We start from the raw sequence: 24036 nt of genomic DNA on the forward strand, positions 1-24036 counted from the left end.
GTCAGGTTCCGGGGCCGAAATGATCGAGGAGCCCGGGGTCCTCAAGGATCGCCTCATACTCGGCTGGAACGCCGCAGAAGAGGATGTTCTCGCGGGGTGTGACGTCATACCGGACGTCGAGCCCCTGTTTGATCAGGTGATTGTAGAGCGGCGCGACATAGAGCTCGCCCAGATCGCACTCGGGCGCCACGCGTTCCTTCGCCAGCGCCTCCATGAAGAGATCCACCCTGGCGAAGGTGTACAGCCCTGTGCAGCACAGGTCGGAAATCCGGCGCTTCTCGGTGGTCTGGATCACCCGGTCGGTGTCGCCCTCGGGGAGGACGAAGGACCAGTTCTCGCCGTCTCCGACGAAGACTTCCAGACTGCCCACGACCTCCGGTCCGCGCGAGACGAGCGGGGTCCGGCGCCGGAAGGTGTCGATGTTGAAGATGGTCAGTCCGCCCTCGGCGATCCCCAGGGCCAGGAGGCCCTTCTCGACGGTTTCGGCCTGCCCGCTGGTGGGCTGGTCCAGACGGGTGATCAGGGGCTCGGGCAGGGACATGGCCGCGCAGCGCGCACGGATGAAGGCCTCTGTCTCGTCGTCGCCGCGATGGATGAAGACGAAGGGCTCGCCGTTGCCGGCGAAGCCGCTCACCGCATAGTCGAAGGCGAAGCCCTCGCCGACCGGCAGCATGAATTTGGGCACGGTATAGCCGGCCTTGGTGAACCGGCTGCTCATGCCGGCCATGGGAAAGACGATCACGGGCGCCCCCTGGCCAGATCGGCGAGCCGGTAGGCGTTGGCCAGCATGGCGTACTGCCGGGTCCGGTTGTCGTTGTGGAGCGGCAGCATGGCCAGGAACAGCAGGGCGGTCAGGGAAAGGATGTCCCGGTCGCCGCCGCCGAAGGCCCCGATCCGACGGCCCAGGAAGTCCTCGGCCGTCGCCTGCATGTCTTCCGAAATATCGAGCGAGAGATCGACGCGGTAGGGCGCGTCCTGCGTCATTGAGAAACGCCCGGCGACGATGAGGTCGTACATCCCGACCGCCGAATGGCACAGCTTGGCGATGTCGTAACGGGCGTCGCCGAACATCGACAGCGTCCCGTCGGGCATCATGCCGCGCGGGTCCACCAGTTTGATGCTGCGGGACCGGAAGTCATAGAAGATGTTCGCGAAGTGGAAGTCGCCGTGCCAGAGGCAGATGTCCCCGGTCGTCGTCGGACGGATCGCCAAGGACAGCTCGCGCGCCAGTTCCGAGAGCGAAACTTCCTTGCGCCCGTTGACCGTCCAGGGGGCATCGACGTCGATGCCCTCGGCGTCGGCGAATTTCCGCACCCGGTCTTCGGTCTTGGAGACAATCACTTCCTTGAAGAAGCGGTTGGCGAAATCCGGGACGACCTCATAGGGCCGCGGCTTCGTGCTCTGGCAGGTCTCCAGGAAGGCGACGCAGCTGTCCAGGATGTCCAGCCAGGTGAACTGCGGCAGGCGCCCGAAGGTGAACAGCTCCGAGGCCGGCGTCAGGAAGATGTACTCCAGCTCATAGGAGACCCGGTCGCCACGCTCGTGGATCTTCTGCATCTCCGGAACAAAGTTCCTGAGCGTCGCCGGCAGATCCCGGTACCAGACGGCCTCGGCGAAGATCTTCCTCTGGTCCGAGCCGGTCTTTTCGATCGTCCCGTCCTTGTAGGTGATCGAGTTGAAAGCCCGCGTCGACAGCTCTGACTTGCGGGATTGATAGTAGTTGTGCAGGTGGCCGAAGTCGCGCCACACCGACGGGTGGAACGGCGTCAGGTCCCAGGCCCCGGCATAGGCGTTCAGGGCGTCGAAGAAGTCCGCGCCCTCCATCAGGGGGCGGAACGTCGCGGGATCGCCGATGTCGAAGAAGCCGACGGCGACGTCGCGATTGGTCTGGAAATGGATCGCCTTGGGTTCGAAGCGAACCTTGCCTTCGGCCATGGAAAAGGAGGTCCAGGCCGCGACGTAGCGCGTCGGCGCCGAGGCGAAGCTGTCGACCGGTGAAGTCCCCTCGAAATCGACGAGGGTGTCGCCGAACAGGATCAGAACCCGGCTCGTGGTCTCGGGCAGGCTGCGCAGGACGGTCGCGATGGCGCTGGACAGGCCGATCTCGGGGTCGCTGGGATAGACCTCGACCCCGAGGGTCTCGAGGCGGCGCGCATCGCTCAGCGGAACCTCGTAGGAGGCCGGAAGCGTCAGAATGATGTGGTCGGTATAGCGGCGCGCCAGCTCGACCTGGCTCTCGAACAGCCGGCGGGTGCCGTTCGGCATGAACGACGGCGGGATCTTCCCGAATTCAGCGATCAGGTCCGGCCCGATATAGGCCCCGCTCAGGATCAGGAAGGCGACGTCGCTCATTGCCTCTCCCTGTCGATCAGGGCCTTGATCTCATCAAGTGAGAGCGCCGCGAACTCGGAAGGCCGGATGCTGCGGTCGTCGACGTAGAAACCCTCGAAACCGCACCAGGGCTTGGCCACGACGATCTCGTCATAGGGGACCTGATGGGCGTCCAGCCAGGCGATGATCAGCGGCAGGGTATGCAGCCGGATCAGGGCCTCGTCCCCGTCATAGGTCCGCATGTTGCGGCTGGTGTGAATGACGACCTCATGCCCTTGGGCGTGAAGCTCGCGCAGCTTGGCGATCACGCTCTCGATCGGCCTGGCGTTGATATATTTGGCGTCGGCGCTCGCGGCCTGATCGTCGCCGTCCAGCGGCGTGCAGATCGTGTGGTCGAGGTCGATCACGATCCGGGGTTTGGAAGACAGCTTGGGCATCGGACCTAACCCGCGCGATCGACGACGGATTGGGAAACCAGCTTGACGGTGTCCTCGATGCCGTCACGCAGGGCAATGCCGGGCTTCCAGCCCAGCGACCGGAGCTTGTCGCCGCTCATCAGCTTGCGCATGGTACCGTCGGGCTTGGTGGTGTCAGTGACGATCCCGCCCTCGAAGCCCACGACCTCGCAGACCATTCTGGCCAGGTCGATGATGGCGATGTCCTCGCCCGAGCCGACGTTGACGTGCTCGAAGTCCGAATAGCCCTTCATCAGGAAAACGCAGGCGTCGGCGCAGTCGTCGGCGTGCAGGAACTCGCGGCGCGGCGTGCCCGTGCCCCAGATGACGATATGATCGGCGCCCGTCGCCTTGGCTTCCTGCGCCTTGCGGATCAGGGCCGGCAACACGTGGCTGGAGTTCAGGTCGTAGTTGTCGCCGGGACCATAGAGGTTGGTCGGCATGGCCGAGATGAAGTCGCAGCCGTGCTGTTTGCGGTAGGACTGGGCCAGTTTGATGCCGGCGATCTTGGCCACCGCATACCATTCGTTGGTCGGCTCCAGCGGGCCGGTCAGCAGGGCGTCCTCCGGGATCGGCTGAGGCGCTTCCTTCGGATAGATGCAGCTCGAACCGAGGAACAGCATCTTGGCGACGCCCTCGCGATACGCCGCCTCGGTGACGTTGGCCGCGATCATCAGGTTGTCGTACAGGAAGTCGGCCGGATAGGTGTCGTTGGCCAGGATGCCGCCGACCTTGGCCGCGGCCATGAAGATGGCGTCGGGCTTGCGGTCCGCGACGAAGGCGCGAACCTGGTCGGGCGACTTCAGATCGACGTCGGCGCGGGTCGCGGTGACGACCTCGCAACCCTCGGACGCCAGCCGGCGCACGATGGCCGAGCCGACCATGCCGCGGTGGCCGGCGACCCAGACCCGTTTGCCGTTCAGCGGGAAGAGGACTTCACTCGCCATTGCCGCGTTGCTCCCTCGCGACGGCGACCAGGTCGGCGGCGACCATTTCCTCGCACAGGGCCTGCCACTTGGTGTCGTGGGTCCAGCCCAGCTTGGCCTTGGCCTTGGCCGGGTTGCCGATCAGCAGGTCCACCTCGGTCGGGCGGAAGTAGCGCGGATCGATCTCGACATAGACGCGGCCGGTCTCGGTGCAGATGCCCTTCTCGTCGACGCCTTCGCCTTCCCAGCGCAGGGTCACGTCGATCTGTTTGAAGGCGTGGGCGACGAAGTCGCGGATGACCGTGGTCTCGCCGGTGGCCAGGACATAGTCGTCCGGCTCGTCCTGCTGCAGCATCAGCCACATGCCGCGGACGTACTCACGGGCGTGGCCCCAGTCGCGCTTGGCGTCGATGTTGCCGAGATACAGGGTGTCCTGGAAGCCGTGCTTGATGGCCGCGACGGCGCGGGTGATCTTGCGGGTCACGAAGGTCTCGCCGCGCAGCGGGCTCTCGTGATTGAACAGGATGCCGTTCGAGGCGTGGATGCCATAGGCCTCGCGGTAGTTCACGACGATCCAGTAGCCGTACATCTTGGCGACGGCATAGGGGCTCCGCGGATAGAAGGGCGTGGTCTCGGATTGCGGCACTTCCTGCACCAGGCCGTACAGTTCCGACGTCGAGGCCTGGTAGAATTTCGTCTTCTTCTCCAGACCCAGGATGCGGATCGCTTCAAGGATGCGCAGGGTGCCGATGCCGTCGGCGTTGGCCGTGTATTCCGGCATCTCGAAGGAGACCTGGACGTGGCTCATGGCGGCCAGGTTGTAGATCTCGTCCGGCTGGGTTTCCTGGATGATGCGGATCAGGTTGGTGGAATCCGTCAGGTCGCCGTAGTGCAGGATGAAGCGCGGGTCCTTCTCGTGCGGGTCCTGATACAGGTGCTCGATCCGGCCGGTGTTGAACGACGACGAGCGGCGCTTCACGCCGTGGACCGTATAGCCCTTCTCGAGCAGCAGCTCCGACAGATAGGCCCCGTCCTGACCCGTCACGCCCGTGATGAGCGCGACCTTGTTCTTACCGACTTCCGACATGCCTAGTCCCCGAAACCTGGCCCCCTGAAAGGCCTCTGAACCTGCTGCCCACGTCCTACAGGCAGGACGTGAACCGTTTACTCGCACCAAACCGGCGCGGCTCTCAAACTCTTGCCCCCGACGGGCTCGCCGTCAGGCGGCCTCCGCCCCCGAGAGAGTGCGGAGGATGCGTCGGCAGACGACCTCCCGATCGATATTCGAAACCACATAGTCGCGTCCGCTGGCGCCCATCCGGCGCCGCATGTCGGCGTCCGACAGCAGGGCCTGGATGGCGTCGGCGAAGGCCGCCGGATCGCCCGGCTCGACGCAGAGGCCCGATCCGGCCTCGGTCGTGACGATATGCAGGGGCGTGTCGGCCAGGGCGGTCGCCACATAGGGGCGTTCGGCGGCCATGATCGAAAAGATCTTGCTGGGCAGGGCGAAGCTGGCGCCCGCGGGATTCTGCGGCACGAGATGGATCGCCGCCGCACCCAGGGCCGCGCTCAGTTCCTCACGCGGAGCCAGGTCCATGAAGGTGACGTTGGCGAGGCCGCGCTCCACCGCCTCGGCCTCCATTTCGACGCGCTCGGAGCCCTGGCCGCGAATGTGGATCGCCGCGTCGACGCCGCGCTCCTGCAGCGCCTGCGCCAGGTCGAGAACCTGATCCAGTCCCTGTTTGCGTCCAAGGTTGCCGGAATAGAGCAGAATGGGGCGACCGGCGGTCGGCGGCGGCGTCGGCTGGATTTCCTTCACATCGACTTGGGGCGGGATGATCGAGATGGGGCGGGTCACGCCCAGATCCCGGACCTCCTGCTCCATGGCCCGGGTCAGGACGATCAGCTCGTCGCAGCGGTTCAGGGACCAGGCCTCAAGCTTTTGCAGGGCGCGGATCATCGCGCCGCCGGCGCCGAAGTTCAGCGACCGGGCCAGACCCGACTGGATGTCATGCACGATGCACACGACCCGCCCGCCCTTCTTGCGGAACAGCGGCGCGATCGCGACCGTGAAGATCGAGGGGCAGACGCAGACGATACCCCGGTATTTCCCGCCGCCGGACGCCAGGGCGGAAAGCGCGAAGCTGGATTCGCTGAACAGCCGTCCCAGGCTGCCGCGCGTCTTGGCCACCACGCTCCAGACGCGGCGAACGGACACGCCGCGGTGAACCTCACGGTCGCGCTGACCGTGCTCGAAGCCGGGATAGACCGCCATTTCCGGATAGCTCGGCCGGGCCGTCAGAACCGCGGGCGCATAGCCGTTTTCGGCCGCCCAGAAGGACAGGTCCGTGATCGGCGGCGCGCTGCCGGTCGGCTCCGGGTGATAGTAGTTGCTGAGGATCAGGAGGTCGCCGCTGAGGGGCGAGGCCTGGCCTTCGCCGGGCGCGCTCATGTGAACTGCATCCCGGTCTCCGCGCCCCAGGCGGTCAGTGCGGAATCCATGTCGGTGCGGAACACATAGCCGTTGTCGAGCAGCCATTGCGGCGCGATCCGCGTCGACTTGACCAGCTTCCAGATGCGTTCGCGGTGGATCGGCGTCTTCAGTCCGAATGCGCCGAGCACCTCGAAGCCGCCGGCGACGACCAGAAGCGGGCCGACCGGGATGACCGGATAGGACGTCTTGACCCCGGACACCTTGCCGAAGGTCTTGACGATATCCTCGGTGGTCGTCTCGTCCGGATAGGCGAAGTTGTAGGTGATTTCCTTGTCGCCCTTGTCGAGGGCGAACTGGAAGGTGTTGACCAGTTCGTCGACGTAGCCGCCGCTCTTGATGGTGGTCTTGCGGCCCGGATAGGCGAAGGCGCCCTTCTTGAGCGCCCGGGCCAGGTTGGTGAAGTTGCCGCGCTCGCCGGGGCCGAAGACCACGCCGGGACGCACCACGACCAGTCGCCGTCCGTCCGCCGCGTTCCACTGGCGATGGATCATCTCGGCCATGCGCTTGGACCGTCCGTAGTCGGAGTTGGGCGTCAGCGGTGACGCCTCGGTGATGATGTCCTCGTTCGGGCCATAGACGGAGATCGAGCTGGTGAAGACAATGGTCGGGCAGCCGGTCTCTTCAGCGTACCGGGTGACGTTCACCGCGCCGCGGACGTTGGTGTCGTAATATTCGTGCGGCGGATGTCCCGGTGTGCGGTGAACCGCGGCGAGATTGACGATCAGGTCCGGCGCGTCGCCGAGGCTGGCGGGCAGGGGCTCCCTGACGTCGGCGTGCACATAGGCGACGCGCGGAAGGACTTGCCGCGGCTCGACGATGTCGACGGCCGTGACGGCGTGGCCCTTGCCCGCCAGGCTGGCGACCAGACGGGTTCCGATGAAGCCGCTGGCGCCGAAGACTGTCGTTCTCACTCGTTCCCCCGAACTGGTTGACGCCGGACATTTGAAATCAACGCCGCCCCACGAGAGGGGTGCGCCTTGCCGTCCTCGCCGCGCGGGTGTGCGCAGGCGAAAATTACTGATCCGATTAGAATTTCCGGAACATCGCGGCCTTCCGTCCCGGATTGAAACGTAAAATAAAGATCAGTGTGTTGCAACGCAACATGTGAGCCGCGAAGCTTAACGTCTTGTGATCGCGGCCAAGGATGCGGGGTTTGCGCCGTCTCATTCTTGAAACGCCGCGTGTCTTTGACCGGGAAGGTTCGTCCTCAAGGTTGTCGGGGGCGTCCGTTCTGAAACTACCATTTTTGCATTGCGAGGCTTACGCTCGCGGAACGCTGAAAAGGGGATTGTCTTGCGGAAACCGATCTTGGCCGCGCTTGTGGCGGCAATGCTCGCCAGCTGTGGATCCGGCGAAAAGGGCGGCGAGACCGCCGCGAGCGTTCCGGACGCCGCGCCGACGGCGCCGGCCCTGACCGACGCCCAGCGGGCGACGGCGTTGGCGGCCCTGCCGGCGCCCTATGATCAGGCGGATCTGACCCACGGCGCCCAGGTCTTCGCGCGATGCAAATCCTGTCACAGCCTGGCGGAAGGCGGCCCCCGCTCCACGGGGCCGACCTTGCATCGGGTGGTCGGGCGCACGGCGGGAACGGAAGCCGGCTATACCTATTCCAGGCCCCTGAAGGAGGCCGGCTTCGAATGGGACAACGCCCGTCTCGACGGCTGGCTGACCAACCCGAGAACCTTCCTGCCCGGAAACAAGATGAATTTCCCGGGTCTTCAGAAGCCTGAGGATCGCCGCGACGTCATCGCCTATCTGAACGTCGAAGCCGCGCAGTAAACGGCGTCGACGGCGCCGGGGGAAGGGTCAGCGCGCTGTCCTGTCCTTGCGGGTCGGCAGCCGTTCGCTGAGGCGGGTCAGAAGGGCGATCATGCGCGGCCTTGCCCAGGGTTCGACCCACCGGCTGACGGCGAGGGCGATCGCGAAAACGATCAGGGCGGCGAGCGGGATCGAAAACGGTCCAAGGGCGGCATAGGTCGCCCGGATGATGTCGTAGCCGATCAGCTGATGCAGCAGATACAGGGGGTAGGTCGTGGCCCCCAGGACCAGGACCGTCCCGGACGCCCATCGCGGCACGCCGCGCCGCATCAGAAAGGTGAGGGCGAAGATCGCCGACGCGATCGCCAGTCCCAGCCACCAGGGAAGCGTCGAGTTTCCGAAATCGCCGACGCGGTTGATGTCGATGACGATCTGGTACTGGGCGAGCGCAAGCGTGGACGGCATCAGCCATTTCGCGTCCTTCGATCCCCGGTCATGGCTGTAGAGAAGCAGGCCGAAGATGAAGAAGGCGCTATAGGGCGACAGGACAGGGGGCCCGAGGGCCGGGACGAACAGCGCCGCGCCGCTGGCGAGCAGCCAGATGGCGGAGAGGAAGTTCAGATTGGGCAGATTGCCGAAGGCGAGCATCAGCAGGGCGATGAAGATGTAGAAGCGGATTTCGATCACGATCGACCAGTAGGACGGGTCGACCTGTCCCCCGCCGAGGGCGATCGGAGCCAGCAGCAGATCCTTGAGCAGGCTTGTCAGACTGGCCCCGGCGATCAGGAAGGTCAGCGGCGCGCAAACGGCCAGCACCGGCCAGAGCCGTCCGATCCGGGCGATCGTGAAGGTGAGGGCGTCGCGTCCGTCCGCGGATCGGGCGATGACGTATCCGGAGACGACGAAGAAGGCCTCGACGGAAAACCGGCCGAAGATCAGCCATGAGGGGCCATTCCCGGTAGGTACGGCGTCAGTCAGCGGGCCGTACCAGAGATAGTGATAGAGCAGGACTGCGACAGCGAACAGGAAGCGCGCCAGCTCCAGGCCCTGGATCTTGCCGGCGAGAGCGGTCGATGCGCCGCGATCCGGCGCATGCTCGCGCGGCAAGCCCATTTCGCGGGGCAAGCTTGCAGCTTTCCACATGGGGATTCCGCGCATCCGTTTTGACGAAGGACCCGACCGGGGCGACGGGTCTCCTCATGGGACGTCACGGATGCGGCTTCGCCTCAAATATCCGTTGAGAGACGGACCGGCCCCTAGATCGCCCGGCGCGTCGTCTCGATGGTCTTGCCGATAGCGCGCGTCTGCAGAAGCTGGCGGGTGTCGCCTTCCAGACGGAGTCCGGTCAGCACCCCGGTCGCATAGGCGCCGGTGTCGATACCGATGCGGCGGCTATCGGCGTGGACAGCCTCTTCCGGCGTATGGCCGTGTACGACCACCTTTTCGAACGGCGTACGGCCGCCCAGGAAGTCGCCGCGGATCCACATCAGATCCTGTTCCGACTGCTGGTCCAGGGCGATGCCCGGACGCGCGCCCGCATGGGCGAAGAAATAGTCGCCGATTTCGTAGGAAGACAGCTGGCGCGCCAGGAAACGGCGATGGCTCTCGGGCAGGGCCGCGTTCAGATTGGCCGAGGCCTCGATCCAGCCGCCGCCGTCGCCCTTCAGGGCCGGAATGGTCACGCCGTAGGACAGCAGGGCCTCGCGACCGCCGTACTCGCACCACGAAGGGCCTAGCTCCGGCTCGGTCAGGAAGGCCTCGAACCGTTCCTCGTGATTGCCGCGCAGGAAATGGGTCTCGATATCCTCGACGTCCGACAGCCGGCACAGCAGGTCGATGACGCCCTTCGAGTCCGCGCCGCGGTCGACATAGTCGCCCAGCATCACGATCATCGGCCGCGCCGGCTTCGTCGCGCGCAGGTCGTTGACGATCTCGGTCAGCAGCGGAAGCAGCAGGTCGGCGCGGCCGTGCACGTCGCCGACGGCCCAGACGACCGCGCCGTCCGGTACGCTCGCGGCGCGCCGGACGGCGGGTTTGGCCTTACGGAAGAAGGAACCGATCATGGTCGGAAAATCGGGACGTTGCGTCCCGCCGACAAGTCCCGGCTCCGAAGTCTTTTGTCGGTGATCAGAAGAACCTCTCGCCGATCCGGATGGTGTCCCCCGGCGCAACCTGGGTGGCCGTGGTCAGGGGGAAGGACTGCTCGCCCGCCGCATCGGCGCGCTTGATGAAGACCTGGCGGGTGTTGGCCCGATAGGTAAAGCCCTCGGCCGTCGCCACCGCGTTCAGCACAGTCAGGTTGTTGGTGTAGGGATACTCGCCGGGCTTGTTGACCTCACCCAGGATATAGAAGGGGCGATAGTTGAGCACTTCGGCGCTGACGCGCGGCTCATTGATATAGCCCTGGCGCAGGGCCTGGGCGATTTCTTCCTGGAACTGGGCGATGGTCAGGCCGGCGGCCTGAACCTCGCCGATCAGCGGCAGGGACACCTTGCCGGAGCCGCCGACCAGGAACTCGCCCGTCAGGGCCTCTTCACCGAAGACGTTGACCCGCAGCTTGTCCGACGGCCCGAGCTTGTATTCCGGAACGGTGCGAACGCCCGCTTCCTGCAGATCGGCGACGGTCACCGGTCCGCTCGCGCCAGGCATGGCGCCGCCGCCTCCGCAGCCGGCCACGCCGAGCAGCAGAACAGCGCCCAAAAACAATACCCGAAGCCAAGTCATAATTCAGAACCCCTTGCTGCAGCGCAACACTATAGGAACGGCAGGCCCAGTCCAACCGCTACAAGCCCCACGCGAAACCCCTCGCTCTTTCCGACAAATCCATCAAGAAGATATCAATGTAACGCTTGATCGGCGTAAGAATGTGACGACAGGGAGTCCGCGGTGAAAGCTTCAGACAGCTACAGGATCAAGCTCGGCGTCTGCGCCGCGCTGATGGGTCTCACCGTGACGACGGGCGTCGCCATGGCGATCGGCGCCGGATCGCCGACGGTCGTAGTGCCCGTCCTCGCCGATTTCGGCGTCGGCGCCGAGCCGCGCGCCGATCTCGCCGCGGCTTCGACTGACGCGTCCCTGGCGGACGCCGTCGCCGCGAACCGCGCCGCGCTGGACGCCGCGCCCATGACCGCCGCGCCCTGGCTGCGCATCGCCTGGCTCAGATCCCGCAACGGCGAACGGCTGGACGCTCCGGCGCTCGAGGCGATCGAACGTTCATACGCGGTCTCTCCGTATGGCGATGACGTCACCACCTGGCGGCTGGGCTTTCTTTATGAACACTGGGATCAACTGACGCCGGATATCCGCGCCGAGGTCACGGCTGAACATCTCACAGCGACCTCGCATGGCCGCAAATGGGAGCCGGATATGGTTAAGAATCCGGCCGGCCGGATGGCTGCGACGTTTACGCGTGCCCGGGGCCTCACCCTGCAGGCGAAAACGCTCCCGCATTAGCCGTAAGTCGTGTCCAACGGGACACATATAAGCAAATGTTGCAGTGCGACAACTCGATATAACAAGGATCGGCTTTACGGGCGGCCTGCTTTTCTGCATTGTCTTTCCAATAGATTAAAAGGGACTCCAACATGATGAAATCCATGATCTTCGCGGTGGCGTCCCGGGCGCTCGCCTCGGTCGGCGCTCTCGCCGTCGTCGCGGCTCCGGCCGTCACGCTCGCCGCTACGGTTCAGGCCGATGTTTCGGCGCTCGCCGTCAGCATCCAGGCTGCCGTGACCCAGGCGCAAACCGCCTCGGCTGCCGCCGGCCTCAGCGCCGACGCCACGACCGCTGCGGTGGAAGCCGCCGTGCAACAGGCGATCGCCTCCAGCGGCGCCACGCCGCAGCAGGCCCTGGCCGCCCTGTCGCAAGCCCGCGCCGCCATGAGCGCCAACGGCACCCTGTCGGCCGCCAGCTCCGCGGCTCTGGGCACCGTCAGCAGCCAGGTCGCCTCGATCGGCACCTCCGGCGGCGGCGCTCCGGCTTCGGGCGGTTCGTCCGGTGGTGGCGCTCCCGTTCCCCCGCCCGCCTCTGCTGGTGGCGGCGGTGGCGGCTCGGACTACCGTCCGACCACCTAAGACTTGCAGGGGCCTGTGGAAACACAGGCCCCCGCCACGAAGACCACCATCTACAAAAAACTAGAGGGCTCGCCATAGCGCGCGGGGGCACATAACCATGTCGATTATTAGCAGAAGTCTGACTGTTCTGATCGCCATGGGCGCCGCCGCCCAGGCCGGGTCCGCACTCGCCCAGTCGGCGTCGGGTTCCCTGGCCGCCGCGCAGGCCCAGTCCGGCGACATGTTCGCCCGCGACCGCAGTGTTGCGGTCCGCGACCGGCCCCACCCCGAGTATGAGGCCATGGGCCTCCCGGCGGGCGGTTTCACCGTCTATCCGAAGCTCGACATCATCGGCGAGTACAACGACAACGTCTTCGCGACCGCCACTGGCGCCGTGGACGACTGGATCCTGCGCCTGCGTCCCGAGATCGCCGTGTCGACCGACTGGAACCGCAGCTCGATCACGGCCTACGCCCGGTCGACCATCTCGCAGTATTCCGACTACACCAGCGAAAACACCACCGACTATGATCTGGGCGGCGCCGCGCGCCTGGACGTGTCGCGCGCCATGAACATCGTCGGCGGCGCCAGCTTCGGCCATCAGTCCGAGCCGCGCACCACGGCCGGCTCGGGCTCGCAGTCCGAAAAGCCGATCGAATACGACGTCACCTCGGGCTACATCGCCGCCACCCGCACCTCGGGTCGCGTGAAGCTTTCGGGCCGTGGCGACATCCGCGCCTATGACTACGAGGACGGCTATACTGCGGCCGGCGTCGTCGTCGACCAGGACGACCGCGACCGCACCAACACCAGCTTTACGGGCCGCGTCGACGTCGCCCTCAGCCCCGCGACCGCCCTGTTCGTCCAGGCGACCGGCAATGAACGGGATTACGACCTTCCCTCGACCCTGACGACCGCCGCGCGCGACTCCTCGGGCTACGAGATCCTCGTCGGCGCCAACTTCGAGCTGGGCGCGGTGGCCCGCGGTGAAATCGCCGCCGGTTACATCGAGCAGAATTTCGACGAAAGCGTCTACGAGGACCTGAGCGGCCTCGGCGCCCGCGCTTCGCTGGAGTGGTTCCCGACCCAGCTGACGACGGTGACCTTCACCGGCGCCCGCACCATCGAGGACTCGGCGATCATCGGCTCGGGCGGCTACGTCTCGACCAACCTCGCCCTGCAGATCGACCACGAGCTTCAACGCAACGTGATCCTCAGCGGTCAGGTGAGCTACGGCAACGACGACTACGACGGGATCGATCGCACCGACAAGCGCTTCGGCGCCCAGGCCAGCGCGACCTACCTCATCAACCGTCACCTCGGCGCCAGCCTGGCCGTCAGCCATTACGAGCAGGACTCGGACGGCGCGGACAACGGCGTGAGCTTCGACCTTAACAAGCTGATGGTTTCGCTGGTCACCCAGTTCTAACGGCTTATCAAGAACTAGACTGTAAAACCGCGTCCATGACCGTCAGCACTGATCCGCGCCCCGCGCCCGAGAACAACTCCTTTGGGCCCGCGGGATGGGGCGAGGGTGCGCGAGGCGCGCTGGGCGAAGTCGCCCAGATCGTCGATGTCCACCGTCTGATCGCGACCTTCCGCCGTCGGCTGAAGCTGTTCGCGGCGATCGCGGTCCTGGTGCTGGTGGTGACCGTCGTGGTCACGGCGCGGGCGACCCCGCTGTATACCGCCACGGCCAATCTGATGATCGACACCCGCAAGGAGAACGTGGTCGACACCACGGCCGTTCTCTCGGGGCTGAGCGCCGACACCGGCGTGGTCGACACCGAAGTCGAAATCCTCAAGTCCCGTCACCTGGCCGAGCGCGTCGTCGATGTGCTCAAGCTGCAGGATGATCCCGAGTTCAATCCGGCCCTGGGCAAGCCCGGCATCGTGAAGTCCGTGGTCGGCGGGGTCGCCACCCTGTTCGGCGCGGCCGCGCCGGACGCCGCTCGCGCCCGGATGAGCCAGATCGACGCCCAGAAGGAAAAGGAAAAGGTCGTCGACATCGTCCTCGACCGTCTGTCGATCAAACGCGCAGGCCTGACCTATGTGATGAGCGTCGGCTTCACGTCCGAGAGCCCGTCCAAGGCCGCGACGATCGCCAACACCTTCGCCGACCGCTATCTGCTGGAACAGCTGGAAGCCAAGTTCGACGCCACCCGTCAGGCCAACACCTGGCTGAACGGTCGCCTGGGTGAACTGCGCACCGAGGTTGAGCAGGCCGAGACGGCCGTCGCCCAGTATCGCGCCAGCAATAATCTGCTCAGCACCTCCGGCGCCTCGCTGACCGAGCAGGAAATTTCGGCCTACAACCAGCAACTGGCCGGCGTCCGCACCCAGCAGGCCGAGGCTGAGGCCCGCCTGCGCACGGCTCGCCAGCAACTGGCCCGTGGCTCCACCGGCGAAGACGTCGGCGAAGCGCTCGGTTCGCAGGTCGTGCAGCAGCTGCGCGCCCGCCGCGCCGAGGTTTCGGGCCGCGTCGCCGACCTGTCCAGCCGCTACGGTCCGCGTCACCCCGATATGCTCCGCGCCCAGCGTGAGCTCGCCGATATCGATAGCCAGATCCAGGCTGAAATCCAGCGCATCATCTCCAACCTGGAAGCCCAGGCCCAGGTGTCGCGCGAACGGACCCAGTCGATGGCCTCCAGCCTGGGCGGCGCCCGTGGCACCCTGGCCGCCAACAACGCCGCCGCCGTTCGCCTGAACGAGCTGGAGCGTAACGCCGAGTCCGTCCGCACCCTGTATCAAAGCTTCCTCGACCGCTTCAAGGAAACCAGCTCGCAGGAAGGCATCGAACAGTCCGACGCCCGCATCGTCTCGCGCGCCGCGATCCCGACCGGCCCCAGCTCGCCGAACATCGGCCTGAACCTGGCCATCGGCCTGATCCTGGCCATCGCGGCCGGCATGGCCGCCGTGGTGATCGCCGAGATGCTCGACTCGGGTGTCACCACCGGCGACGATATCGAGCGGAAATTCCACCTGCCGCACCTGGGATCGGTGCCGATGCTGTCCTCGGTCGCCGACGCCGTCGATCGCGACGAGACGCCGGTCGACTATATCCTCAAGCGGCCGCTCTCCAGTTTCGCCGAGGCGGTCCGGGCCCTGCGCGCCTCGATCCTCTACTCGCGGATCGGTCAGGACATCCAGGTCATCACCATGACCTCCGCCCTGCCCGCCGAAGGCAAGACCACGACCTCGCTCAGCCTGGCGCGTGTCGCCGCCCAGTCGGGCGCCCGGGTCATCCTGGTCGACTGCGACCTTCGCCGCCGCAACGTGAACCGTCTGCTGGGTGTCGAGCCCGAGGTCGGTCTGCTGGAGGTCCTGAACCGCACGACCTCGCTCGAATCCGCCATGCACCTCGATGAGCCCTCGGGCTGCACCATCCTGCCGCTGGCCAAGAACAGCTTCACGCCCAAGGACGTCTTCGGGTCGCAGGCCATGGCCCAACTGCTGACGCACCTGCGTAGCCAGTTCGATCTGGTCATCCTCGACACCGCGCCGGTTCTGGCTGTCGCCGACACCCGCGTTCTGGCCGGCCAGTCCGACGCGGTCGTCTTCCTGACCCGCTGGCGCAAGACCCCCGAGAAGGCCATCGCTACGGCGATCAAGCTGCTCGAACAGTCGGGCGCCCATGTCGCCGGTATCGCCCTGACCCAGGTCGACATGATCGCCCAGTCGCGCTACGGCTACGGTGACGCCGGCTACTACTATGCGGACTACAAAAAGTACTACGCGTCCTAAGTCCGGAACGCCTTCTGGGGTCGCAAACCCTTTCTGGGACCTAAGCGGCGCCGTATAGGCGAAGAATGACCGACACCCAGACCCCGCGTCGCCGCCGGCGATCCAGCACCAGCTTCGCACCCGCGTCGACATCGTCGGCGTCGGGCGGCGGGGGCGGCGAAGCGGCGAACTGGAAGACGCTGGCGGCGCTGGGCGCGGCGCCGGCCCTGCTCTTCGCGGCGCATCTGACCTTCGGGGCGAACCATCCGGTCGCGGCCCTGTGGTTCACCGTCCTTCTGGCGATCAGCCTGGGCGTGGCTCTGGCCTTCCCGGCCGTGCGGCGGGGGCTGCATGACATCTCGCCGTTGACGCCTCCCGCCGTCCTGTTCGGTCTGACGGTCGTCATCGCCCTGTGGAGCCTGACCGCCTGGGCCCCGGGCGGCGCCCACCCGATCTGGGCATGGGCCGGGGCGCCCAACGGCTCCATCACGGTCAACCGCCCGGCGACCCTGTTCGAGATCGTCAAGCTTCTGGGCCTGGCCTGTATCTTCCTTGTCGGCTGCCTGCAGTCCGCCCGCCTGTCGTGGGCCCGCGAAACGGTGCGGGTGGTCCTTCTGGTCGGCGCCGGCTACGGCGTGATTTCCCTGCTGAGCTTCGTTTCGGGCGCCCAGCTCCTGGTCGGACCGCGCCTCACCGGCGGCTTCCTGAGCCCCAACAGCGGCGCCACCGTCTTCGGCATGCTGACGGTGATCGGCCTGGCCGCCCTGCTGCGCGACTGGCGTCAGACCCGCGGCCTCGACCCGGCGAGCAAACTGGGCGAGGTCGCCGTCCCGCTCGCCTGCGTGCTGATGTCCCTGACCTGCCTGCTGCTGACCGCCTCGCGGATGGGCCTGGTCGCGACCCTGGCCGGCGCCGCCGTCCTGATGGTCTGGGAGCTGTTCGACGCCAAGCGTGACCGTCTGCCCCTGCTGATCGCCGGCGGAGTTCTGGTGGTCGTCGCCGCGGTGCTCGCTATCGGCGGCAACGACCTGTTGTGGGATCGCCTCAACACGGTCAGCGCCGACAAGATCACGCGTGGCGACATCTTTGCGGCCCACTGGCAGGCCTTCACCGCCTCGCCCCTGTTCGGCTACGGCCTCGGCTCCTTCGTCGATGTGAACAGCCAGATCACCACCGAGCAGAACTATGGGGCCCTGTGGATCATCCGCGCGGCTCACAACGTCTATCTGCAGTGGCTGGAGGAGGCCGGCATCATCGGCGCCCTGCCGATGTTCCTGCTGATCGCCACGATCCTCGGCGCCGCGGTCATCAGGACCTTCAACCTGCGCAAGGGCCAGACCCTGCTGCGCGGCCTGATCGCCGCCAGCGTGGTCGTACTGGTGCACGGCACCGTTGATTTCGGTCTGCAGGTGCCTTCGATCGCCGCCTTCTGGGCCTTCCTGCTGGGCTGCCAGTTCGCCTTCGGGCGCCGCTGATCCCGACGCCGATCCCGGGGGCGGCGAGGCCCCGCTAGCGGGGCTCCGGCCGCCCGCCCGGCGCCCATTCGGGCGTGAAGTCGCTGGACGCCATCCAGCGCAGGGGCTCGATCAGGGACTGGATCGCCCGGGTCATGAACGGCAGGTCCAGATGGGCGATGTCGTCGTCGGGGCTGTGATAGGTCGGGGTGACGGCCCAGCCGGAGACGGTGTGGGCGACGATGCCCTTGAGCGCGAGGGAGTAGTTGTCCGAGCGCTGGAAGAAGTTCTGTTCCGGATACATGTCGGGCGCGACCAGGGCGCCCTTCTCCTTCAGCGTCGGTCCGAAGTTGGAGCGTTCGAAGCCGGTCATCATCATGACGCCGGCGGGCATCTTCGGATCCTGGGCGCCGATCATCTCGATCTCGAGGTTGGCGACGATGTCGGTCAGGGGCACGGGCGGGTGTTCGCCGAAATAGGTCGAGCCCAGGCCGCCGATCTCTTCCGAGCCATAGGCGACGAACAGGATCCCGCGCCGGTGCGCCTCGCCCGAGGCCAGGGCGTGGGCCAGCTCCAGCACCGCCGTCGTGCCCGAGGCGTCGTCATTGGCGCCGTGCATGATGGTCCCGTCGGGTCGGACGCCGAGGTGATCGAGGTGGGCCGAGATCAGCAGCACGCCGGCCGAGGGATCGCTGCCGGGCAGGAAGCCGATGGCGTTGGTGGTGGTCGTCTCGACGCGCTGGACGTCTCCGGGCTGAAGCATGAAAGGCGTGCCCGTCAGGGTCTTCAGTCGATCGTATTCGGCGGCGGAGACGAGAACGATATCCGTCTGGGGTTGGCGGCGGTCATCCTCCGCCAGCCGATAGCTGGGCCGGGCGGTGCGGCGCGCAGCGGCGGCTTTGAGATACTCGGTCTCGCGAACGATCACGACCTCGGTGTTTCCTTCGGCTGCGGCCCCGATCCAGCCGGCGCCGGCATTGCCCTCCGGGGGAGCGATCAGCAGGAAGGTGTCGCTTGGGAAGGCCGCGGGGTCGTCGCCACCGACAGTCAGTCCGCCCATATGGGACAGACCTGAACTCCGCAGCACGGTCAGGTTCTGACCCTGGGTTAGCACCACATCGCCGGCTGTCAGGGTCGTGTTGGCGCCGGGCGTGGTTTTCACAACCGCCGCTGTCTGCAGATACGACGTCATGCCCGGCGCGGTCTGAAGGCCGTAGCTCTGGAACATGGCGGCGACATAGGCGGCGGCGACGCCCTCGTCCGACGTGGCGCTGCCACGGCCGCGCAGGGCGTCGCTGGCCAGGAAGGCCTCGTGGGCGGCGACCCATTCCTGCTTCACCTGCCAGCCGCCCGTCTGGGCGTGGGCCGAGGCCGAGGTGAGCGCCAGGACGGCGGCGGCGATGAGCGCGTGGCGTTTCGACATGTCAGAGGTCCCCCGAAAGACTGGAGCACAGGGTTAGGCGGCGGCGATCCGGGCCGTCAAGCGGGCGTGTCCTCAGGCTGAAACAAGAATCCGCTCGACGGCGTCGCGCCGTGGATTTAACCGCCGGAGCAGCCCTTTTTCTCATGCGAGTTCCGCCATGAAACGCTTCGCCCTCGCCGCCATCGCCATGCTGGCCGTGGCGGTCCCCGCCGCCCAGGTCGACGCCTGGGGATCGACCGGGCACCGGCTGGTGGGCGTCGCCGCCGTGCGCGCCTTGCCGGACAGCCTTCCGGCCTTCATTCGCGGCATGGACGCCGCCGCCGAGGTGGGCGAGATCTCGCGCGAACCCGACCGTTCCAAGGGCGGCGGCCAGCCCCACGACCGCGAGCGCGACACCGCCCACTTCGTCGACCTGGACGACACGGGCCACGTCATGAACGCCAACGGCATGTCGATCGACGCCCTGCCGAACCTGAAGTCGGAGTATGACGCCCAGCTTCTGGCCGCCGGGATCAAGGTCGATGATGCCGGATACCTTCCCTACGCGATCATGGACGGCTGGCAGCAGCTGGTGCGCGACTTCGCCTACTGGCGCGTGCTCAACGCCATCGAGCAGCGCGAGACCGATCCGGCCAAGCGCGCCTGGTACCGCGAGGACCGTCTGCGCCGCGAAGCCCTGACGCGCCGCGACATGGGCATCCTGTCCCACTACGTCGGCGACGCCTCGCAGCCGCTGCACATGTCGATCCACTTCAACGGCTGGGGCGACTATCCGAACCCGGAAGGTTTCACCAACTCGCGCCAGACCCATTCGATGTTCGAGGGTGGATACATCCGCCGCAACGTCCGTCTGGACGCGGTCGAGGCGGCCATGCCGGCCCCGGCGCTGGAAGGCTTCCAGATGAAGCCCTCGATCGTCGCCTATCTGAAGGCGGGCGTGGCCCAGGTGGTCCCCTTCTATCGCCTTGAGAAGGCCGGCGCCTTCGCCGAGGGGGATGCGCGCGGCGCGGCCTTCGCGACCGAGCGGGTGGCCGCCGGCGCGGCCGAGCTGCGCGACCTGACCATCCTGGCCTGGCAGGCCTCGGAGACCGCCACCGTCGGCTGGCCGGCGGTCAAGGTCGCTGACGTTCAGGCCGGAACCGTCGACCCCTGGGCCTCCCTCTACGGCGAGGACTGATCCATGTCGGTCGAGGCGGAGACCCTGCTGCGGCAAGCCCAGTCCCACAAGCTGGCCGGGCGACCGGCCGAGGCGGCGGAGGCCTATGAAGCCCTGCTGGCGCTTCGCCCCAACATGCCAGACACCTGGTTCAATCTGGCGCTGATGCAGCGCCATGCGGGGCGGCCCGCGGCGGCCCTTGCCTCCTATCAGGAGGCGCTGGACCGGCGGATCAGCGGGGCGGAAGAGGTGCATCTCAACCGCGCCGTCATCTACTCCGACGACCTGGGGCAGGCGGATGCGGCCGAGGCCGAGCTGAAGACGGCCCTGGCCATACAGCCGGCCTATCTCGCCGCCTGGCTGAACCTCGGCAATCTGTACGAGGACAAGGGCGAGCGGGATCAGGCGCGGTCGGCCTATCGCCGGGCGCTCGACCTGTCGCCGCCGCAGGCTGCGCCGCTTGCCCTGGCGCGGCTGGCCAACGCCACCCGCTTCACCGACGCCGCCGATCCCCTGATCGAGGCGCTGCGGGCGGTCATGGGCGGCGCCGAGGCCTCCGACGCTGACAAGGCCGAGGTCGGCTATGCGCTCGGCCGGGCGCTGGACGAGGTCCAGAGCTATGACGCCGCCTTCACCGCCTATGGCGAGGCCAACGCCGCTAGCCGCAAGGCGACCGGCGCGGCTTACGACCGCGCCGCCCAGGAAGCCTTCGTCGACCGCTCGATCGCGGCGTTCCCGAAACCTGTGCCGACGGTGTGGGACCCGACCGGCGCCCCCGTCTTCATATTGGGCATGTTCCGCTCGGGCTCGACCCTGGTGGAGCGGATTCTGGCGGCCCACGACGGCGTGACGTCGGGCGGCGAGCTGGCGTTGATGCCGCGCATCGTCTCGGGCATCGCCCCCTATCCGCAAGCCGCCGGGGAGGCGTCGCCCGCCGAGGCGCTGGAGTGGCGCAAGGCGTATCTGGACCAGCTTCACGCCGCCCGCCCGGGAGCCGCTCTGGTCACCGACAAGCGACCCGACAACTTCCTGCACATCGGACTGATCAAGACGATGTTCCCGGACGCGAAGATCATCCACACGGTCCGTCAGCCCCTCGACATGATCCTGTCGAACTGGTTCCTGCACCTGGACGCGTCCATGGCCTATGCGATGGATCTGGAGGACGCCGCCCACTGGTATGGCCAGCACGAGCGGCTGATGGCCCACTGGACGTCGCTGTATCCCGACATTCTGACCGTCGACTATGACGCCCTGGTCGCCGATCCGCGGCCTGAGATCGAGCGGGTCCTGGGCTTCTGCGGTCTCGACTGGCAGGATCAGGTGATGGAGTTCCACAAGGCGGGCGGGGCCGTGCGCACCGCGAGCGTCTGGCAGATCCGCGAGCCCCTCTATCGCAAGTCCTCGGGCCGGTGGCGCAACTATGAAGCCCACCTCGGCGGACTGAGGGCGGCCCTTGGAGCGCGGTTGGGGGAATGATCCCCCTCCCATAGGGGCACGACGGCGTCTATGAAGCCGCCATCATGACCAGTCCCGTCCCTCCCGTCGTCATCCTCGACCGGCCGCAAATGGCCGAGAACATCGGCGCCGTCGCCCGCGTCATGGCCAATTTCGGGCTCGACCAGCTTCGTCTGGTCGCCCCGCGCGACGGCTGGCCGCAGGAGCGGGCCTGGGCCACGGCCTCGGGCGCCGACTGGGTGCTGGAGGGTGTGCGGGTGTTCGACACCGTCGCCGACGCCATCGCCGACCTGAACACCGTCTTCGCCACCACGGCCCGCCCGCGCGAGACCCGCCAGCCGGTGCGCACCCCGCGCGAGGCCACCCGCGTCCTCTATGACGACCGTGCCTCGGGGCTGGAGATCGGTCTGCTGTTCGGCGCCGAGCGGGCCGGACTTGAGACCACCGACATCGCCCTGTGCCAGGGCATCGTCACCATTCCCATCGACCCGCGCCACCAGAGCCTGAACCTGGCCCAGGCCGTGGCCATCAACGCCTATGAGTGGCGGACCCTGGTGCTGGACGCCCCGCCGCCGAACTTCCGCGAGGGCGAGCCGCCGGCGGAAGGCGCGCTGCAGCTGGGCATGTACGAGCATCTGGAGAAGGAGCTGGACGCCGCCGGCTTCTTCCATCCGCCCGAGAAATTCCGCTCCATGAGCCAGAACCTGCGCGTCATGCTGGGCCGCGCCGCCTTCACCGCCCAGGAGGTCGCGACCTTCCGCGGCGTGATCACCGCCCTGTCGAAGGGCAGGGGCCGGGTGCTGGAACGGCTGGCGAAGGAGAAGGCGGCGAAGGGCTAGAGATCGGCGAAGAAGGCCGGGACTCGTTCGGTCGCGGGGCCGTAGATCCGTTCGTCGAAAGCGCTGGCGCCCAGGCTGGGCTCCAGATTGATCTCCACCGTTCGCGCGCCTGCCATCCGGGCCAGCTGGACAAAGCCCGCCGCCGGATAGACCGCGCCCGAGGTGCCGATGGAGACGAACAGGTCGCACCGGCTCAGCGCCGCCTCGATCCGGTCCATGTAGAGCGGTATCTCGCCGAACCAGACGATGTGCGGCCGCATCCGGCCTTCGGGATGGTCAGGCGAGGGTTCGTCGGGGGCCATGTCGCCCGTCCAGTCGCTGACGACGCCGGAGCGGGTGCAGCGCCCTTTCAGCAGTTCGCCGTGCATATGGATCAGTTCGAAGCCGGGTGCGGGCGGACATTCCGCTTCGGCGCGGTCGTGCAGGTCGTCGACGTTCTGGGTCACCAGCAGGAAGTCGCCCTCCCACCGCGCCGCCAGCTCGGCCAGGGCCCGGTGGGCGGCGTTGGGCTGGACGGTCGGCAGGGCGGCGCGGCGAAGGTTGTAGAACCGCTGCACAAGCACGGGATCACGCGCGAAGGCTTCGGGCGTGGCGACGTCCTCGAACCGGTGACCCTCCCACAGGCCGTCAGCGCCCCGGAAGGTCGGCACCCCGCTCTCCGCCGAGACGCCGGCGCCGGTCAGCACGACGAGGTTCATGTTTCGCGGCTCCGGTCGAGAGAAGCGTGAAGGGACTCCATGACGCATGGATGCGTCGGTTTTACGCGTTCGGGAAGCCTTGGCGGTTCCGATCCGCGTCCCCGCCCGCTAGAACCGCATCTGACTCACGAAAAGGACCTCCCCCATGAAAACCCGCGCCGCCGTCGCCTTCGAGGCCAAACGTCCGCTGGAGATCGTCGAGGTCGATCTGGAAGGGCCGCGCGCCGGTGAGGTGCTGATCGAGATCAAGGCCACCGGCATCTGCCACACCGACGCCTATACGCTGGACGGTCTGGACTCGGAGGGCATCTTCCCCTCGATCCTGGGTCACGAAGGCGCGGGCGTGGTGGTCGAGGTCGGGCCCGGCGTGACCTCGCTGGAGGTCGGCGATCATGTGATCCCGCTGTACACGCCCGAGTGTCGCCAGTGTAAGTCCTGCCTCAGCCGCAAGACCAACCTGTGCACCTCGATCCGTGCGACCCAGGGCAAGGGGCTGATGCCCGACGGCACCAGCCGCTTCAGCTACAAGGGTCAGTCCATCGCCCACTATATGGGCTGCTCGACCTTCTCGAACTTCACTGTCCTGCCCGAGATCGCGGTGGCGAAGATCCGCAAGGACGCCCCCTTCGACAAGGCCTGCTACATCGGCTGCGGCGTGACCACAGGCGTGGGCGCGGTGGTCAATACGGCCAAGGTCGAGCCGGGCGCCAACTGCGTCGTCTTCGGCCTGGGCGGCATCGGGCTGAACGTCATCCAGGGGCTGAAGATGGTCGGCGCCGACATGATCGTCGGCGTGGACATCAACGACACCAAGGAAGAGTGGGGCCGTCGCTTCGGCATGACCCACTTCGTCAATCCGAAGAACGTGTCCGACGTGGTCGCCCATCTGGTCGAGATGACCGGCGGCGGCGCCGACTACACCTTCGACTGCACCGGCAATACCGTGGTCATGCGTCAGGCGCTGGAAGCCTGCCACCGCGGCTGGGGCGAGAGCGTCGTCATCGGCGTCGCCGAGGCCGGCAAGGAGATCGCGACCCGCCCGTTCCAGCTGGTCACCGGTCGCGTCTGGCGCGGTTCGGCCTTCGGCGGCGCGCGCGGCCGCACTGATACGCCGAAGATCGTCGACTGGTATATGGACGGAAAGATCGAGATCGATCCGATGATCACCCACACCCTGCCGCTGGAACGCATCAACGAAGCCTTTGACCTGATGCATGCGGGCGAGAGCATCCGCTCGGTCGTGGTGTTCTGAGATAACGACAACAGAGG

The 24036-nt window shown here is 66.9% G+C and carries 22 protein-coding genes; 10 read left to right on the forward strand and 12 right to left on the reverse strand.

Features of this window, described 5'->3' with window-relative positions; genetic code table 11:
* Position 1: 1 nt before the first annotated feature.
* The 7 genes from AC1ROD_RS13780 to AC1ROD_RS13810 form a co-directional block, all read right to left on the reverse strand.
* Positions 2-742: a glycosyltransferase family protein gene (locus AC1ROD_RS13780; protein ID WP_492948837.1), complete on the reverse strand. Its 741-nt coding sequence runs from the start codon at positions 740-742 to the stop codon at positions 2-4.
* Positions 739-2352, reverse strand: coding sequence for a hypothetical protein (locus tag AC1ROD_RS13785; protein WP_492948838.1), 1614 nt, complete (start codon positions 2350-2352; stop codon positions 739-741). The genes AC1ROD_RS13780 and AC1ROD_RS13785 overlap by 4 nt, the downstream gene beginning before the upstream one ends.
* Positions 2349-2768, reverse strand: a complete 420-nt coding sequence (locus AC1ROD_RS13790) for an HAD family hydrolase (protein WP_492948839.1) — start codon at positions 2766-2768, stop codon at positions 2349-2351. The genes AC1ROD_RS13785 and AC1ROD_RS13790 overlap by 4 nt, the downstream gene beginning before the upstream one ends.
* Before the next feature lie 5 nt (positions 2769-2773).
* Complete coding sequence (gene fcl, locus AC1ROD_RS13795) at positions 2774-3733, reverse strand: GDP-L-fucose synthase (RefSeq protein ID WP_492948840.1); 960 nt, start codon at positions 3731-3733, stop codon at positions 2774-2776.
* Complete coding sequence (gene gmd, locus AC1ROD_RS13800) at positions 3723-4799, reverse strand: GDP-mannose 4,6-dehydratase (RefSeq protein WP_492948841.1); 1077 nt, start codon at positions 4797-4799, stop codon at positions 3723-3725. Before gmd ends, fcl begins: the two co-directional genes overlap by 11 nt.
* Before the next feature lie 132 nt (positions 4800-4931).
* On the reverse strand, positions 4932-6164 hold the full coding sequence (locus AC1ROD_RS13805; protein ID WP_492948842.1) for a glycosyltransferase family 4 protein: 1233 nt from the start codon (positions 6162-6164) through the stop codon (positions 4932-4934).
* A complete protein-coding gene (locus AC1ROD_RS13810) occupies positions 6161-7117 on the reverse strand; it encodes an NAD-dependent epimerase/dehydratase family protein (protein ID WP_492948843.1) in 957 nt (318 codons plus the stop codon). The genes AC1ROD_RS13805 and AC1ROD_RS13810 overlap by 4 nt, the downstream gene beginning before the upstream one ends.
* 397 nt (positions 7118-7514) lie before the next feature.
* Here AC1ROD_RS13810 and AC1ROD_RS13815 point away from each other — a divergent pair, with 397 nt between their 5' ends.
* Entirely contained in the window at positions 7515-7985 is a 471-nt protein-coding gene (locus AC1ROD_RS13815; RefSeq protein WP_492948844.1) for a c-type cytochrome, read from the forward strand.
* Between the two features lie 27 nt (positions 7986-8012).
* On the opposite strand, the gene AC1ROD_RS13820 is transcribed toward AC1ROD_RS13815, so the two are convergent.
* The 3 genes from AC1ROD_RS13820 to AC1ROD_RS13830 all read right to left on the reverse strand — a co-directional run bounded on the left by AC1ROD_RS13820 (position 8013) and on the right by AC1ROD_RS13830 (position 10688).
* The gene (locus AC1ROD_RS13820; RefSeq protein WP_492948845.1) at positions 8013-9089 is read right to left on the reverse strand and encodes an acyltransferase family protein; all 1077 of its coding nucleotides are present in this window, start codon (positions 9087-9089) and stop codon (positions 8013-8015) included.
* Between the two features lie 131 nt (positions 9090-9220).
* A complete protein-coding gene (locus tag AC1ROD_RS13825) occupies positions 9221-10027 on the reverse strand; it encodes a metallophosphoesterase family protein (protein WP_492948846.1) in 807 nt (268 codons plus the stop codon).
* Between the two features lie 64 nt (positions 10028-10091).
* A complete protein-coding gene (locus AC1ROD_RS13830; protein ID WP_492948847.1) occupies positions 10092-10688 on the reverse strand; it encodes a polysaccharide biosynthesis/export family protein in 597 nt (198 codons plus the stop codon).
* 162 nt (positions 10689-10850) lie between these two features.
* Here AC1ROD_RS13830 and AC1ROD_RS13835 point away from each other — a divergent pair, with 162 nt between their 5' ends.
* The 5 genes from AC1ROD_RS13835 (at position 10851) to AC1ROD_RS13855 (ending at position 17214) form a co-directional block, all read left to right on the forward strand.
* Complete coding sequence (locus AC1ROD_RS13835; RefSeq protein ID WP_492948848.1) at positions 10851-11417, forward strand: hypothetical protein; 567 nt, start codon at positions 10851-10853, stop codon at positions 11415-11417.
* 131 nt (positions 11418-11548) lie between these two features.
* On the forward strand, positions 11549-12037 hold the full coding sequence (locus AC1ROD_RS13840; RefSeq protein WP_492948849.1) for a hypothetical protein: 489 nt from the start codon (positions 11549-11551) through the stop codon (positions 12035-12037).
* A 97-nt stretch (positions 12038-12134) separates the two neighbouring features.
* The gene (locus tag AC1ROD_RS13845; RefSeq protein WP_492948850.1) at positions 12135-13445 is read left to right on the forward strand and encodes an outer membrane beta-barrel protein; all 1311 of its coding nucleotides are present in this window, start codon (positions 12135-12137) and stop codon (positions 13443-13445) included.
* 35 nt (positions 13446-13480) lie between these two features.
* Positions 13481-15760 carry a GumC family protein gene (locus tag AC1ROD_RS13850; RefSeq protein WP_492948851.1) on the forward strand — a complete coding sequence of 760 codons (2280 nt, stop codon included), beginning with the start codon at positions 13481-13483 and terminating at the stop codon, positions 15758-15760.
* 65 nt (positions 15761-15825) lie between these two features.
* Positions 15826-17214, forward strand: coding sequence for an O-antigen ligase family protein (locus AC1ROD_RS13855; RefSeq protein ID WP_492948852.1), 1389 nt, complete (start codon positions 15826-15828; stop codon positions 17212-17214).
* Positions 17215-17248: 34 nt separating this feature from the next.
* Here AC1ROD_RS13855 and AC1ROD_RS13860 read toward each other — a convergent pair whose 3' ends face one another.
* A complete protein-coding gene (locus AC1ROD_RS13860; RefSeq protein WP_492948853.1) occupies positions 17249-18616 on the reverse strand; it encodes a M28 family metallopeptidase in 1368 nt (455 codons plus the stop codon).
* A 157-nt stretch (positions 18617-18773) separates the two neighbouring features.
* Between AC1ROD_RS13860 and AC1ROD_RS13865 the strand changes: the two genes are divergently transcribed.
* Genes AC1ROD_RS13865 through AC1ROD_RS13875 form a run of 3 tightly spaced genes read left to right on the forward strand, consistent with a single transcriptional unit; the run spans position 18774 to position 22069 of the window.
* The gene (locus tag AC1ROD_RS13865; RefSeq protein ID WP_492948854.1) at positions 18774-19793 is read left to right on the forward strand and encodes a S1/P1 Nuclease; all 1020 of its coding nucleotides are present in this window, start codon (positions 18774-18776) and stop codon (positions 19791-19793) included.
* Between the two features lie 3 nt (positions 19794-19796).
* Complete coding sequence (locus tag AC1ROD_RS13870) at positions 19797-21251, forward strand: tetratricopeptide repeat-containing sulfotransferase family protein (RefSeq protein WP_492948855.1); 1455 nt, start codon at positions 19797-19799, stop codon at positions 21249-21251.
* 44 nt (positions 21252-21295) lie between these two features.
* On the forward strand, positions 21296-22069 hold the full coding sequence (locus AC1ROD_RS13875; RefSeq protein WP_492948856.1) for an RNA methyltransferase: 774 nt from the start codon (positions 21296-21298) through the stop codon (positions 22067-22069).
* Here the strand turns inward: AC1ROD_RS13875 and AC1ROD_RS13880 are convergent.
* Positions 22066-22767: an NAD-dependent deacylase gene (locus AC1ROD_RS13880; RefSeq protein ID WP_492948857.1), complete on the reverse strand. Its 702-nt coding sequence runs from the start codon at positions 22765-22767 to the stop codon at positions 22066-22068. The two genes, AC1ROD_RS13875 and AC1ROD_RS13880, sit on opposite strands and share 4 nt — an antisense overlap.
* 145 nt (positions 22768-22912) lie before the next feature.
* Between AC1ROD_RS13880 and AC1ROD_RS13885 the strand changes: the two genes are divergently transcribed.
* Positions 22913-24019 (forward strand): S-(hydroxymethyl)glutathione dehydrogenase/class III alcohol dehydrogenase, encoded by a 1107-nt coding sequence (locus AC1ROD_RS13885; RefSeq protein WP_492948858.1) that lies wholly within the window; start codon positions 22913-22915, stop codon positions 24017-24019.
* Positions 24020-24036: the final 17 nt, after the last annotated feature.

The organism is Brevundimonas sp. GW821-FHT12E07, from assembly GCF_058807035.1.

Bases quoted from the DNA above. Each gene is read 5' to 3' on its own strand.
- AC1ROD_RS13850 (WP_492948851.1), top strand. From the start codon at position 13,481: ATGACCGTCAGCACTGATCCGCGCCCCGCGCCCGAGAACAACTCCTTT.
- gmd (WP_492948841.1), bottom strand. From the start codon at position 4,799: ATGTCGGAAGTCGGTAAGAACAAGGTCGCGCTCATCACGGGCGTGACG.
- AC1ROD_RS13855 (WP_492948852.1), top strand. From the start codon at position 15,826: ATGACCGACACCCAGACCCCGCGTCGCCGCCGGCGATCCAGCACCAGC.
- AC1ROD_RS13860 (WP_492948853.1), bottom strand. From the start codon at position 18,616: ATGTCGAAACGCCACGCGCTCATCGCCGCCGCCGTCCTGGCGCTCACC.
- AC1ROD_RS13885 (WP_492948858.1), top strand. From the start codon at position 22,913: ATGAAAACCCGCGCCGCCGTCGCCTTCGAGGCCAAACGTCCGCTGGAG.
- AC1ROD_RS13830 (WP_492948847.1), bottom strand. From the start codon at position 10,688: ATGACTTGGCTTCGGGTATTGTTTTTGGGCGCTGTTCTGCTGCTCGGC.
- fcl (WP_492948840.1), bottom strand. From the start codon at position 3,733: ATGGCGAGTGAAGTCCTCTTCCCGCTGAACGGCAAACGGGTCTGGGTC.
- AC1ROD_RS13875 (WP_492948856.1), top strand. From the start codon at position 21,296: ATGACCAGTCCCGTCCCTCCCGTCGTCATCCTCGACCGGCCGCAAATG.
- AC1ROD_RS13790 (WP_492948839.1), bottom strand. From the start codon at position 2,768: ATGCCCAAGCTGTCTTCCAAACCCCGGATCGTGATCGACCTCGACCAC.
- AC1ROD_RS13825 (WP_492948846.1), bottom strand. From the start codon at position 10,027: ATGATCGGTTCCTTCTTCCGTAAGGCCAAACCCGCCGTCCGGCGCGCC.
- AC1ROD_RS13840 (WP_492948849.1), top strand. From the start codon at position 11,549: ATGATGAAATCCATGATCTTCGCGGTGGCGTCCCGGGCGCTCGCCTCG.
- AC1ROD_RS13845 (WP_492948850.1), top strand. From the start codon at position 12,135: ATGTCGATTATTAGCAGAAGTCTGACTGTTCTGATCGCCATGGGCGCC.
- AC1ROD_RS13880 (WP_492948857.1), bottom strand. From the start codon at position 22,767: ATGAACCTCGTCGTGCTGACCGGCGCCGGCGTCTCGGCGGAGAGCGGG.
- AC1ROD_RS13870 (WP_492948855.1), top strand. From the start codon at position 19,797: ATGTCGGTCGAGGCGGAGACCCTGCTGCGGCAAGCCCAGTCCCACAAG.
- AC1ROD_RS13865 (WP_492948854.1), top strand. From the start codon at position 18,774: ATGAAACGCTTCGCCCTCGCCGCCATCGCCATGCTGGCCGTGGCGGTC.
- AC1ROD_RS13805 (WP_492948842.1), bottom strand. From the start codon at position 6,164: ATGAGCGCGCCCGGCGAAGGCCAGGCCTCGCCCCTCAGCGGCGACCTC.
- AC1ROD_RS13785 (WP_492948838.1), bottom strand. From the start codon at position 2,352: ATGAGCGACGTCGCCTTCCTGATCCTGAGCGGGGCCTATATCGGGCCG.